This is a genomic window from Psychrobacter sp. PAMC 21119, from assembly GCF_000247495.1.
Classification (GTDB): Bacteria; Pseudomonadota; Gammaproteobacteria; order Pseudomonadales; family Moraxellaceae; genus Psychrobacter; species Psychrobacter glaciei.
The window spans coordinates 1-13100 of the sequence record NZ_AHVZ01000038.1 but is presented as its reverse complement, the minus strand read 5'-3'; the positions used below and the strand labels follow the sequence as shown (position 1 = coordinate 13100).

General features: G+C 44.9%; 10 protein-coding genes. 8 read left to right on the top strand and 2 right to left on the bottom strand.

The features are described from left to right. The first annotated feature begins 75 nt into the window (after positions 1–75). The 7 genes from RH96_RS12065 (at position 76) to RH96_RS12035 (ending at position 9677) form a co-directional block, all read left to right on the top strand. Positions 76–1770, top strand: a complete 1695-nt coding sequence (locus tag RH96_RS12065; RefSeq protein WP_010201329.1) for a hypothetical protein — start codon at positions 76–78, stop codon at positions 1768–1770. 337 nt (positions 1771–2107) lie between these two features. Beyond that, a complete protein-coding gene (locus tag RH96_RS12060) occupies positions 2108–4201 on the top strand; it encodes an EAL domain-containing protein (protein WP_010201327.1) in 2094 nt (697 codons plus the stop codon). Positions 4202–4401: 200 nt separating this feature from the next. After that, positions 4402–4863, top strand: coding sequence for a c-type cytochrome (locus tag RH96_RS12055; RefSeq protein WP_010201324.1), 462 nt, complete (start codon positions 4402–4404; stop codon positions 4861–4863). Between the two features lie 65 nt (positions 4864–4928). Beyond that, entirely contained in the window at positions 4929–5936 is a 1008-nt protein-coding gene (locus RH96_RS12050) for an AAA family ATPase (RefSeq protein WP_026037341.1), read from the top strand. Between the two features lie 91 nt (positions 5937–6027). Beyond that, entirely contained in the window at positions 6028–7065 is a 1038-nt protein-coding gene (locus RH96_RS12045) for a hypothetical protein (protein ID WP_010201319.1), read from the top strand. Beyond that, positions 7062–9323 (top strand): transglutaminaseTgpA domain-containing protein, encoded by a 2262-nt coding sequence (locus RH96_RS12040; protein WP_010201317.1) that lies wholly within the window; start codon positions 7062–7064, stop codon positions 9321–9323. The genes RH96_RS12045 and RH96_RS12040 overlap by 4 nt, the downstream gene beginning before the upstream one ends. Positions 9324–9389: 66 nt before the next feature. Next, on the top strand, positions 9390–9677 hold the full coding sequence (locus RH96_RS12035) for a DUF4031 domain-containing protein (protein ID WP_010201315.1): 288 nt from the start codon (positions 9390–9392) through the stop codon (positions 9675–9677). An 83-nt stretch (positions 9678–9760) separates the two neighbouring features. On the opposite strand, the gene RH96_RS12030 is transcribed toward RH96_RS12035, so the two are convergent. Together RH96_RS12030 and RH96_RS12025 are read right to left on the bottom strand one after the other, a co-directional pair. Beyond that, positions 9761–10279, bottom strand: a complete 519-nt coding sequence (locus tag RH96_RS12030) for a DUF302 domain-containing protein (RefSeq protein WP_010201313.1) — start codon at positions 10277–10279, stop codon at positions 9761–9763. Between the two features lie 158 nt (positions 10280–10437). Continuing rightward, the gene (locus tag RH96_RS12025) at positions 10438–11331 is read right to left on the bottom strand and encodes a LysR family transcriptional regulator (protein ID WP_010201311.1); all 894 of its coding nucleotides are present in this window, start codon (positions 11329–11331) and stop codon (positions 10438–10440) included. A 196-nt stretch (positions 11332–11527) separates the two neighbouring features. Between RH96_RS12025 and RH96_RS12020 the strand changes: the two genes are divergently transcribed. Then, on the top strand, positions 11528–12652 hold the full coding sequence (locus RH96_RS12020; RefSeq protein ID WP_010201309.1) for an S-(hydroxymethyl)glutathione dehydrogenase/class III alcohol dehydrogenase: 1125 nt from the start codon (positions 11528–11530) through the stop codon (positions 12650–12652). Positions 12653–13100 lie beyond the last annotated feature (448 nt).

Genomic DNA, 13100 nt, shown 5'->3' with positions numbered 1-13100 from the left:
TTCTATCGATAGCTAACGCTTACCCGCTTGCTAATAGTTTGTGCAGCTATCACTGCGTAATGACTAAGGATAGTAATGATAACTTTATCGGATTTTCAAGAGCATCTGGCTTCGACAGAGCCGTTGTTGCCTGCTTCTAGCCACTCGACCAATGGTCAAGAGCAGCATTTGCGCAAGTGGGTGGCACTTTTGCCATCGCAAACAGAAGCGCAGCAAGCGGAGCAATTGGAAAAAGTACTCACAGAGTTGAGAGTGGCTGACGTAGATGATCAGCAACGTTTCAAATTAATTCGTATCGTCCTTGATGCTGCCGATCGACTGATTGCTGCTTTACGTCAGTCTTACGTCCATGAGACGGGGGCGCTGAGTGACGCTCAGTTGGACTGTGTTGCTCAAGTAAAATCTTTATATTATCTTGTTATTTTGGTCTGTGATGGTGTGATACGCCGCGAAATATCATTGTTAGACAGTCAAAAAACGCTGGCAAGTAGCGGCTGGCAGCGCCGTTTTACGGGCGAAAAATCTGCGCCAATAACGTTAGCTATCGTTATTTACCAGACGATGTTAACGTACCAAAAACTATTGATGGAAGAGGCCATTTGTTATCAAAAGCCACCATCATATGTCTGGGCTGCACTGAACCGATTGTATTATCTTGCCTGTCAGCGCTATGCTGCAACGCTTGACTTAAGTGTTTACGTCGTTACCAACCGCGCGGACAGTATACATCGATTGTATTGTCAAATATGTTTGCACAGCTTGCTCAATGTGCGCGGATTGCGTCGTTCTAATATCTTGCTGGTCCATCGCTTATTACCGGAGTGGGCTGAACCAATCGTTGCGACCATAGAGCCGCAAACTGAGACACGCGTCTTTGTCAACTTGCATAGTGAGAATCCACCTACTTATTTGACCGCCCACTCTAGCATCAATCCCTATGAGAGCCAGTACGACTGTCTCTTCATTGAGCTGGCATCAGTGATCGAGCATCTAAAATCACGCCAGCAAGCATTAATCAATGAGGGTAGCGAAGGCGTTGAGTGCTGCTTGCTGAATAAGATAGCAATGGCAATAACCTATCGCTATATGCAGCCGCAATTAACCGTACCGACTAAGTATAGCGCTAAGCAAGATGCCACAATGGTGATTGGATTTAACGACATTCATTATCATGCTAGTCATGCGCAAGGATTGATAAGCTTGATCGGCACCAAAGAGCTGCCGGATGGGGAGCGACCTCGTTATGATACCGTACCAAAAAAACCCGTGAACAGTAACTTATCAATCGTTGAAACTTTTGACAGTAAAAAAGCCCTTTCGCCTTTTCGCACGTTGCAGCTGATGGTAAATCCTGTTGATGTTGATATCCGTCCTACCATTACCGCTCCGCCACCGTTACAAATAATGAGTCTTTCTTTATTGTGCCGTTCTGAGACGACCACCGCTGACTGGTCGATTGGGGTTGTACGCTGGCTCAATCTTGATACTCATAATCCAGAGGTAGAGTGGCAAGTCCTTGGTCACAAGTTAATCACTTGCGGGCTGCGTCTAGAGGATAGGAAGTCACGCAGTCAGCATTTTGTGCCAGCCTTTATTGTTGCTGGCGATGATCAGCTACAGACGACTTGCAGCTTAATAGTGCCGACCTTTCATTTTCAGACCAATGATAGAGTGATCATGCGCTTGCATAATAAACAGAAATTGTTACGTTTATTACATCCCTTATTGGTGACCGATGAGTTTAGCCAGTATGAAGTGGTACAACTGTAGTCTGCGCAAGTATTTACTTGGATAGTGCTATAGGCAGCCTCTCTAAGTCTACTATTTGCCATACTTCAGCATGTCCTAGTTAAGTTAATCTGCAGTCGGTTAAATTATTGTCTATAATGAGAGATGCTGCGACTTACATTTTTATGGTCTAGAAATACCTATCTACCAAGTCAGTCATCCTAGACCGCATTAATAAACCAGTATTTTGAATACCCGCTGAGCCTAATACTTGTAGTGCTTGCTTACTTGCCGTGCTATTTTGATGTTAGGAAAAGCAGCAAGGTATCGAAATTAAGCGATAAAAATAAATACGATCATAAGATTCAAAAGGCCTCCTATGCGTACTCAGTCCGTCTTAAATCTACTAGTTATCGATGCCGATCAGCTCTATGCTGAGCGTCTGGTGGATTTGCTAGATTCTTATTATGACAGCATCAATCTAGGCTTTTTGGATGACAAGGAAGAGTTGCTCAAATCGCTCCGCCAGCCGTGGGATGTCTTAGTTTTTGGCGAAGCCTATGATATGAGCTTTACCGACATGGTGGGCATCGTGCAAGAGCAGAGCATTGATCTGCCGATGATTTGTCTGATGAGCACAGAGACGGCCGTGACTGCTCATAATGAAGACGGTTTGCCTTCTGTAATGAATGGTACGATGGTTAAGGCGCTTAGGGCAGACCAAGAGACAGCAGTGGTGATGGCGATTTGCTTACAGCATGATAATTTGCGTAGCCGCCGCCAGTTAAAAGCTCTGCATCATGTATTGTCTGAAGCAGAGCAGCGCGCTAATATTTTAATCAAAAACTCCAAAAGTGCGGTTGCCTATCTTGACCAAGGTATTCATATCTTTGCCAATGACCCTTATCTTCAGCTATTTGGTTTTGAATCAATGAACGATATCATTGGTGTACCCGTTATTGATTTGATCGCAGGCGGCGACAATGTCAAAGCCTTTAAGCAGTTTTTGCGACAGTTTGATAAGGGTAGCCGTGAAGAGGTCGAGTTCAAATTCGAAAGCCTACGTACGGATGGTAGTACCTTTGAGGCAAAACTACAGCTGGCAGCAGCCACCTTGGATAGTGAGCCGGTTACCCAGATTATTATTCAACAAAACAACAGTAATAGCGCTGAGGTTGCCAAGCGCTTGGCAGAAGCTGAGCGCAAGGACAGCTTGACAGGAATCAACAACCGCCATGGTTTTGAAGAGCAGTTGACGACATTACACCAGCAAGCGCTCGCGGGCGAACTGACTGCTGGGCTAATGTATATTCAGCTCGATAATATTGGTAAAATTAGAAGTAGTTTGGGTTTGCAAGGTGTTGATACGACGGTCAAGCAGGTAGCTTATACCCTAGACGAGCTGGTGCCAGAAGGCTATGTAAGCCGCTTTAGTGACACAGCATTTGCGATACTAGTAGAGAATCAGACAACCGCCGATCTCGAAAAGCTTGCCGAGCATATTGTCTCGCGTATTAGTGGGATGCTCATTGAAGTCGATAAGCGTACGACAAGCACCACCGTTAGTATTGGTATTGTCAAAATCGAAAAAAATACCGCTGAGCCTAAGATTGTATTAGAGCGAGCGATGGATGCCATTGCTCAGATTATGACTGAGACCTCCAATAAAGGTGGCACCTATCATTTGTATGATCCCAGTGAGCATGCCAATAGTGATGACCATGCGCTCGCTGAGTCTCTAGTCGATGCCATTGCCAATAACCGCTTTGAGCTATCGTTTCAGGCGATATACGACATCAATAATGACCGTAGTGACTTTTTTGAAGTCTATCTGCGGCTGCCATTGGCAGATGCTGACAATACCGTATTGACGCCTCAACAATTTATGGCGGTTGCTAAAGCGCATCAATTGCTAGAAAAAATAGATCGTTGGGTACTGATTAATGCCTGTAAAAAGATAAATGACGTCCGTAAGATCCATCCCGAAGCGCGACTATTGATACAATTGACCAGTGCTTCGCTGGTTGATAAAAAGCTGCCAAACGTTGCCAGTCAGCTAATTAATGCCGTTGGCGGTGCTGCAGGAGCATTGACGCTACAATTTAATGAACAAGATATCGCTGATCATTTAACGGTTGCCAAGTCTCAATTTGAAGCACTTGACCAAGTGGGCTGTCAGCTTGGTATTACTAACTTTGGCTCGTCTACTAAGTCTGTTGAGATTGCCAGCGTTGTCCAGCCAGATATCGTACGTTTGGCTCGTAGTTACGTGCAAGATATCGATTCTGCGGATAATTTAGAAGCCGTTAAGTCTCTTATCGTGCGTACTAACGCAGTTAATATTGATGTATTGATGCCTTACATTGAAGAGGCGGCAACCATGTCTGTTGCTTGGAGTGTGGGTGCGCGCTATCTGCAAGGGTATTATTTGGAAGAGCCAAGCAGTACAATAAAAGTGGCTAGTGGCACATAAGAGCACCTAATCTTGTGTGACCATACAGGTATAACCCTAGACGTTTCTTAAGCGTTATTTATTGGTTTAGATGCCGATAAATAACGCTCTATTTTTAAACAGCTATCTATGCGCACCGACCGATTTTGCCTGATTTCGCATCGCATTATTATCGATATCGTCTTATATAGCTGGTGCTCCTCAACTAAAGATTGTCAAAAATGTCTATTATCAGTAAGTCATCATTGAGCGGTATTTTTACTGCTGTTCTACTGCTCACCGCCTGCGGGGAAAGTATACCACCTGATCATCGCGCGCCTGTCACGCTGCCACTATATACTGGAGGTAACGCTGCCAATGGTGCCCTAATTTATAAAGAGGCTTGTGGTCAGTGTCATCAGCTCAATGCCGGTCTCAATAAAAAAGGCCCGCAGTTAATGAATATATATGGTGCGCCCGCCGCAGAGCTAGAAGATTACACCTATAGTGATGGCCTAAAATCATCAGGTTGGATATGGGATGCAAAAACGCTCGATCCTTATATTGCGGATGCGGAAAAAGCCATGCTAGATTCAAAGATGCTATCAAACCCTATGCCTGATGCTAAAGAGCGTGCGGATGTGATCGCTTATCTGTCAACGCTTCGTGCCGCCGCGCCCCTAGTGGAAGATGAGGCAAAGTAATTCCTGATTTATACTCATTATCCAAAAACGAGCCAATAATTACTATGACCCATACAGCCATCGACATGTCCCTTTCCTCTACACGCCAGTCAACGTCAGAGATACTCAGTCAATCTGCGCCTAGTGCTAGCGACTATCGCCATAACCAGCAAAAAATCGCCCAGCTTATGGCACAGTTAAACCAAATTGTGTTGGACAAACCTCAAGCCGTTAAGTTGGCGCTCAGTGGTATATTGGCAGGTGGTCATTTATTACTGCAAGATATACCGGGTATGGGCAAGACGACCTTGGCGCAGGGATTGGCACAGTTATTGGGCTTGAGCTTTAGCCGTGTGCAGTTTACTAACGACATGCTGCCAGCAGATATTTTAGGCATGAGTATCTATGACCAAAGTAAACAGCAGTTTGAGTTTCGCTCTGGGCCTATCTTTACTCAGCTGTTACTGGCAGATGAAATCAATCGCTCCAGCCCCAAGACGCAAAGCGCATTATTAGAAGCGATGGAAGAGCGGCAAGTCACCCAAGATGGGAAAACCTATCCTTTGCCGCAGCCGTTTTTTGTGATTGCAACCCAAAATCCTTTGCAGCAAGCAGGTGTCTATCCACTCCCTGAGTCGCAGCTAGATCGATTCTTACTATGTTTGTCACTCGGTTACCCATCACCTGCGGCAGAGCGTGAGCTCTTAAAAGGTCAGGATCGCCGCGAGCTATTAAAAGAGTTGGATGCCGTGCTAGATACGGACGCTGTTTTAGTAGCCCAGCAAGGGGTCAAGCAAGTTCATGTCGCGGACGTGGTTTTGGATTATCTACAAAGACTGGTGGCAAAAACACGAGCAAGCCAAGAGTATCATGGCTTATCACCGCGTGGTGTGCTGTCACTACAGCGTGCTGCACAAGCTTATGCCTATGTATCGGGGCATATGGAGATGACGCCTGAAGATATTCAAGCGGTGTTCGCTGCGGTCACTGATCATCGTCTCGGTCAGCGTTTTGTGCCCGCGTACGTGACGGGAGGGCAGGCGACACAAACCATCGCGCAACGCATATTGGCAGACGTGGCTGTTATTGTTTAACCGTTTGATTTTTCATAGCGTGCGTTTATGTCCAAAACTGCTATTCAATTGTGAATGAGAGTATTAATTTTATGGTAAGGATAGGGTAGTCATGAGCTTTTTGCCAAAAGCCTTAACCGTACCAGCTACTTCAGCATTAAGCCGTTGGTTTGCCTCGCGTGCGCCTAAAAGTGATAGTGCTACGCTTAATTTGCGTAATGTCTATATCTTTTTTAGCCGTGAAGGTATGCTATTTGCTGTCTTATTGGTCATTACCTTTATTGCTGGCATCAACTATGGCAACAACTTAGTATTGGGCTTATGTTTTTATTTGGTCAGTGTCTGGCTGATCAGCTTTCATGTGACCTTTGCGCATATTTCAGGTCTAAAAGTACAATTAATAGAAGCGACCATGGCAGAAGCGGGTGCGCCTGTTTGGGTGACTTTGCAGCTGCGCAGTGAGAGCCGCCAACCAAGACGGCAGTTGTTATTTGGCTTTGAGCAGGTTGATAAAGAGACGGATAAAAAATCCAGTAAGAAAATCAAACCTAACGTAGATAGTCAAAATTCTGTGCTCGTCACACGGCTACAAGGTGAGCAGATTATTCGTTTGCCAGTACAGACGCATAGTCGTGGGCAGTTTGAATTACCACGATTAAAAATAAAAACCGTTTATCCTTTGGGCATTATGCGGGCATGGTCTTATGTCTATTTTGCGCGTACGGCGTGGGTCTATCCAAAACCTGAAGCATTTGACTGGCAGGCGCAATATGCAGTTGCAAGTCAGGAGGATCTACCAACAGGCGGGCAATATCGGCAAGGTCAAGATGACTTTGAGCGGCTGGATAATTATATCGAAGGTGAGTCGCTGGCACGGGTTTCTTGGGGTCATGTGGCGCGCGGTCAAGGTATGTTTACCAAGCACTTTGCTGATCCAGTCGGTCATGAACAAAGCTTAGATTATGCCGATATGCCAGCGGCGCATCATGAGCAGAGGCTGGCTCAGATGACGTATGGGGCGATGAGGCTGGGTGAGCTGGGTGTGCCGTTTAAGATGTGTTTGCCGAGTGATGCCTCTGCTGCTGCCCCGATGGGAGAAGGTGATAGTTTTGCGCAAGCGTGCTTGCTAAGGTTGGCAAAAACGCCATGACCAATATCTCTAAAATAGATGACTCAAAGAAACCGGTAGAAGTATTTACTGGCTCTTCTAAATCAGACTTTATAAATTCTGCAAGCTTTGAGCAGTTGGCATTGGGTCAAAATATCACTTCTCATACTGAGCAGGCTAGCGATGCTAAATGGACTCGCAAGCTATTTGCCTTGCCAGCGTATTATTGGGTATTAATCGCCCAAATCATCGTCATTTTACCTCATGCCGCGCATTTGCCTTTATGGCTGATTGGCTTTGCTGTGGTTAGTATCGCCGCCCAACTACCACGCATCAAAGCTAAGTTCAAAAAATTACGTCATCTAAAACGTGTCTATCAAGGCATGCAAATGCTCGGCTTCTTGCTGGGTCTTGTCGGTCTATGGCTGACGTACAATACAGCGTTTGGACTAGATATGGGTGTGGCATTTTTAGTGCTATGTCTCATCAGTAAGCTGTGGGAATTGTATAAGCGGCGCGATGCTTATGTGGTCTTAAATTTATCACTGTTTGTGCTTGCCGCGCTGTTTTTGATGGATCAAGGTCTTGTTACGACTTTAGAAGTAATCATCGGTGCTGTCATTATCTTGTTGGCATTTATTGCACTCAATGACGATGGCAATACTCGCGGTGATGGTCGTCTGCGCACTTTGGGTGTATTAGGTCTTGGGGCACTGCCATTATTGGTTGTATTGTTTTTATTCTTCCCGCGCTTACCACCGCTATGGTCAGTGCAGCTATCGGGTCAGCAAGCAACCACTGGCGTCTCTGATAGTATGTCGCCCGGTGACTTTGCTAATTTGGGACAATCGACTGAGCTGGCTTTTCGGGTAGAGTTTGCAGATAAGCGCCCACCGCAGCAGCAACTGTATTGGCGCGGCTTGGTATTTAGCGATTTTGATGGGGTTACATGGCGTCCTAGCCCTCAGCAACAACAATGGCGGCCTGCACCGCAAATGCCTGTTTGGATTGAGAACGCCTTTGCTACTATCCCCGATGAAGTGAAAGTTGCGCCTACTAGCTATGAGGTTATTCTAGAACCCACACAACAAAACTGGCTATTTGGACTCGATTATCCTTTTGCCCAGCGCCAAGACATCAGTATTACTTCAAACTTTACCTTATTAAAAGACCAGCCAGTTACTCAGCAGTTCCGTTATGACGTATTGCAATTTGCACCGATGCGCATTGACCCTGTTCTGTCTGAAGCGTTGCGGCGTCTGAATCTTGCTCTGCCAGCTGATGGCAACCCACAAGCACGCGCACTGGCAAAGCGATTATTTGCGCAATCTGGCTCAGACCCTACACGCTATATAGCGGCTATTGAACGCTGGATTAATCAAACAGAATTTCGTTATACTTTATCGCCACCACGATTAAATAATAACCGTATTGACGAGTTTTTATTTGAGACTAAAGCGGGATTTTGTGAGCATTATTCTTCAAGCTTTACGTTTATGATGCGGGCAGCTGGCATACCTGCACGGGTCGTGGCAGGCTATCAAGGTGGCGAGCTAAGCCGCAGTGGGAATGTTTGGGAAGTTCGGCAGAAAGATGCGCACGCTTGGACGGAAGTTTGGCTTGAGGGTCAAGGCTGGGTACGTGTCGATCCGACAGCTTTTGTTGCGCCTGAGCGCGTCGAGCAAGGGATGGATGCGCTGACGCAGTCGCAGGGAGCGGCGATGTTCGGTGATGGTGCTAGTGCACAAATCAGCTATCAGCAATATCAAATGCTACAAACCTTGCGCCGCCTCTCAGATCAAGCCAGCTACTATTGGCAAAAAGACGTCGTCGGTTACGATCAGGATAAGCAAGCTGATTCGCTACTCAAATGGTTCAACATCCGCTCAGTTATGCAGCAAATTATTTGGTTGGCAGTGAGTGCTATTACCGTCATGGCTATTTTAATCTTTGTCATCTGGCAACGTCGCCGCAAACGCTGGCATCTAGCCGATCTGCCGCTTGCACAGCTATCAAGACGTATTGGTAAAGTGGATAAATCACTGGCTCGTGATGACAGTGAAGGCCAACTGGCATGGCTTGAGCGCGTGGCACTGGCTATTGATTCAAATGCCGAAGGTGGTACTGATAGCCGTTTAACAGACAGCGGTCACTCAGAAATTGTCCAAGCCAAAATCATGCAGATTCAACAAGACTATCGTCAGCTACGCTATGGGCGTCTCAGTGCACTTGAAATCAGTGATAAAGAATATCAAATAGTGCTTAAACAGCTCAAAAAAAATGTCGGTGAGTTATTTTGATGACTGTTTGTGAAAGCGTGGTTTAGCGCATGATAAGATGTTAAGGGTAATAAAGGAGGCGGCTCTATGGCAATATATGTGGATTTTGTGCAGATAGAATTTAAAGGCTATAAATGGTGTCATATGTTGGCTGATACGCTGCAAGAGCTGCATGAATTTGCCTTATTGATAGAAGTAGATCAGCGCTTATTCCACCGTCATGCCAGTTACCCGCATTATGATGTTACGGTACAAATGCGTGCGACAGCGATTGAATATGGCGCTATCCCTGCCGGTCGAAAAAAGATTATCGAATGTGCTAAGAAGTTAAAAATAGAGCTACACGAGCAAATCGCACAGTCTAAGAATGGCTAATAAGTTAATCTTTTAAAGATATAAAAAAGGTGGGTTATGCTTTTGCATCCCACCTTTTTTGTGTTCATATTTCCATCTATAGCTTATTTTGCAATAGCTGCCTTACTGACACCATCAAGCGCTTTTGCGATGTTAGCTATCTCGGTATCACAACCTTTGATGTTATGACGGTCTTTCAAATATTCAGGATTATTGTACGACAACCAGACTTTTTTATCCGCATCTTCACTGATAAGGATTTTTTGTGGTAAGTCGATGGCGACGCTTTGCTCGCAATTCATCAATGGCGTACCCGCTTTTGGGTTACCAAACATAATTACCTGCGTTGGTCTCAATGTTAAATTGGCACCTTGCGCATTTTTTTGATGATCGACGCGCGCAAATACTTTCATGCCTTTACTTTCAATAATCGCTGCCAGCTTATCAGCAGTATCTTGCACGGAATGATTACTTTGCATCGTAACCAAACCCTTTTCAGCATTGATAGCAGTCATCGTTTCTGGCATTGATGGCATTTTATCCGGTGCGTTTAAAATATTTTCAACGCTGGCACACGAGGACATGGCCAAAGCTAAGGCAGTGATAGAGACAATCTTAATCATAAAAATTCCTTTTATTATGGTAATTTATTTAGCGAGTGATGCTTGGTTTTGTTAAGCGATCTTCTTCTAATATTACAGATATTTCTTAATGATAGTGGATAATATTCATTTTAAGTAAAACCGAATTTTAAGTAAAACCGAATAGTGGCTTTATATGTTCATGCTAAATGCTCCGATAGATAATCTACCAGTAATCGAATCTTTGGCGATAAATGACGGTTGTGCGGATAGATAGCCCAGATACTTTCTTCAGGCTCTCTATAGTCATCCAACAAGCTGACCAGCTCACCTGATGCTAAATACTGCTGCACATAATAATCCGGTAGCTGCACGATACCCAAACCTTTTAGCGCAGCATCAACTAGGCTATGACCACTGTTATATTGAACGCTGCCAGAAACACGTAGATTTTTTTCTTTGTCAGTATTTTTTCCAGAATCTATTTTGCTATCTTCTATAAAGTGCCAATAGTCACGTGTGCCTAGCAGACAATTATGTTGACTCAGCTCACTCAAAGAGTGCGGTGTACCGTGTTTCTCAAGATAAGCTGGCGCGGCACAGACGAAATTCGTACGACGGCTGAGTTTTTTTGCCATCATGGTTGAATCGCTTAATTTGCCAATACGAATCGCCAAATCATAGCCACCGTCGATCAAGTCCATTTTTTGATTGCTCAAAAAAGCCGTTACTTCGATATCGCTGTATCGCACCATAAAATCATTGACCAGTGGTAATAATTGCTGCTCGCCATAAGTGACAGGAGCGGTCAGTTTAATCCTGCCTTGTGGCTTTGACTGTAGGTGGCTCACTGCTTGTTCAGCGGCATCCAAGCCATCAAGCACACCGCGGCAATGCTGATAAAACACGCGGCCTTCTTCGGTGAGTGAGACCTTGCGCGTGGTTCGATATAGCAATTTTATATTCAAGCGCTTTTCTAACGCGCTGATCTGCCGACTGACTTGCGCAGTCGAGATGCTCAATTCTTTTGCGGCGCGCGTGAAGCTCTCATATTCTGCCACACAAACGAATTCGCTAATACCATCCCAGCGCATGATTGTTACCACTGTGTAAAAGATATTTGCAAATATAGCATATTGTTATTACCTCAGAAACAACTATAATTATCGACATAGCATGAAATGTTTTACAGACTGCTACAACTGTAGCTTGCCTCTATTAGGCACGCACTATAACCTGAATAGGTCTGCGCTGAATAAGCGATAAAATTAATTAAAAAGAGAGACTCTTATGTCAGATAAATTTATCAAATCGAAAGCCGCCATTGCTTGGGGGCCAAATCAGCCGCTATCTATCGAAGAAGTGGATGTGATGTTGCCGCGCAAAGGTGAAGTGCTAGTGAAAATCATTGCTAGTGGCGTTTGTCATACCGATGCCTTTACCTTATCTGGTGAAGACCCAGAAGGTGTATTCCCAGCGATTTTGGGTCATGAAGGTGGTGGTATTGTTGAGCAAATTGGTGAAGGCGTCACCAGTGTCCAAGTTGGCGACCATGTCATTCCTCTATACACCGCAGAATGTGGTGAATGTAAATTCTGCCTTTCGGGTAAAACCAACCTATGCTCAGCAGTGCGCGAGACTCAAGGTAAAGGTCTTATGCCAGACGGCACAACGCGTTTTTATAAAGATGGTCAGCCAATTTACCATTATATGGGTTGCTCAACTTTTTCTGAATATACGGTCTTGCCAGAGATTTCATTGGCTAAAGTCAATAAAGAAGCGCCATTAGAAGAAGTTTGCTTGTTTGGCTGTGGCGTCACCACTGGTATGGGCGCGGTCATGAACACTGCAAAAGTCGAAGAAGGTGCTACGGTCGCTATCTTTGGCATGGGCGGTATTGGTCTGTCAGCAGTGATTGGTGCTGCGATGGCAAAAGCCAGCCGTATCATTGCGGTTGATATCAACGAGAGCAAATTTGAGCTGGCCAAAAAACTGGGCGCAACTGACTGCATTAATCCAAAAGATTATGACAAACCAATTCAGGAAGTCATCGTTGAGCTAACCGATGGCGGCGTTGATTATTCGTTTGAATGTATCGGTAACGTCGATGTGATGCGTTCCGCGCTAGAGTGCTGCCATAAAGGCTGGGGCGAGTCGGTTATTATCGGCGTGGCTGGTGCAGGTAAAGAAATTTCAACCCGTCCGTTCCAGTTAGTGACTGGTCGAGTCTGGAAAGGTTCAGCATTTGGCGGCGTGAAAGGTCGTACGGAATTGCCAGGTTATGTTGAGCGCTATCTAGCGGGCGAAATCCCACTACAAGACTTCATTACCCATACCATGCCATTAGAAGACATCAACGAAGCGTTTGACTTGATGCATAAAGGGGAGAGTATTCGTACGGTTATTCATTTTTAGAAGTTAATCTTGAAATATAGTCAAAATATTCCAAAAACGCTACGATACTGCTGATATCAGTTTTTTGTAGCCTCTGTCTGCAAAGGCACAGCAAGCAAGAAAAATTGATATCAGTAGTGCGTGATGTATCGATATTACTTTTCACTGACTATATTAGGGCGTGTTGAACATTCACAAATAGGCACTGCTGATTGCGAAAACTGTTCTAGACAAGGCGTAAAACGACGGTAATGCTCATGCCTTAACTAGGTTTACAACGCAGCATAGGGCAGTTTTCGAATCAGCTCGAAGAGACAGGTCATTTTTTGCCATTTCATGGTTAAAAGTAGACGCTTAGAATGACTAAACTTACTGTTTTTAACGTCGAACTGTCTAAAAAATAGTCTCTGTCAGTGCCATGGTCGAATGTTCAACACGCCCTATATAAACTTTAATTTTTTATTACCTT

What these genes read in the sequence shown, in the direction of transcription:
- RH96_RS12065 (WP_010201329.1), top strand. Translation starts at nt 76, where the DNA reads ATGATAACTTTATCGGATTTTCAAGAGCATCTGGCTTCGACAGAGCCG.
- RH96_RS12060 (WP_010201327.1), top strand. Translation starts at nt 2,108, where the DNA reads ATGCGTACTCAGTCCGTCTTAAATCTACTAGTTATCGATGCCGATCAG.
- RH96_RS12055 (WP_010201324.1), top strand. Translation starts at nt 4,402, where the DNA reads ATGTCTATTATCAGTAAGTCATCATTGAGCGGTATTTTTACTGCTGTT.
- RH96_RS12050 (WP_026037341.1), top strand. Translation starts at nt 4,929, where the DNA reads ATGTCCCTTTCCTCTACACGCCAGTCAACGTCAGAGATACTCAGTCAA.
- RH96_RS12045 (WP_010201319.1), top strand. Translation starts at nt 6,028, where the DNA reads ATGAGCTTTTTGCCAAAAGCCTTAACCGTACCAGCTACTTCAGCATTA.
- RH96_RS12040 (WP_010201317.1), top strand. Translation starts at nt 7,062, where the DNA reads ATGACCAATATCTCTAAAATAGATGACTCAAAGAAACCGGTAGAAGTA.
- RH96_RS12035 (WP_010201315.1), top strand. Translation starts at nt 9,390, where the DNA reads ATGGCAATATATGTGGATTTTGTGCAGATAGAATTTAAAGGCTATAAA.
- RH96_RS12030 (WP_010201313.1), bottom strand. Translation starts at nt 10,279, where the DNA reads ATGATTAAGATTGTCTCTATCACTGCCTTAGCTTTGGCCATGTCCTCG.
- RH96_RS12025 (WP_010201311.1), bottom strand. Translation starts at nt 11,331, where the DNA reads ATGCGCTGGGATGGTATTAGCGAATTCGTTTGTGTGGCAGAATATGAG.
- RH96_RS12020 (WP_010201309.1), top strand. Translation starts at nt 11,528, where the DNA reads ATGTCAGATAAATTTATCAAATCGAAAGCCGCCATTGCTTGGGGGCCA.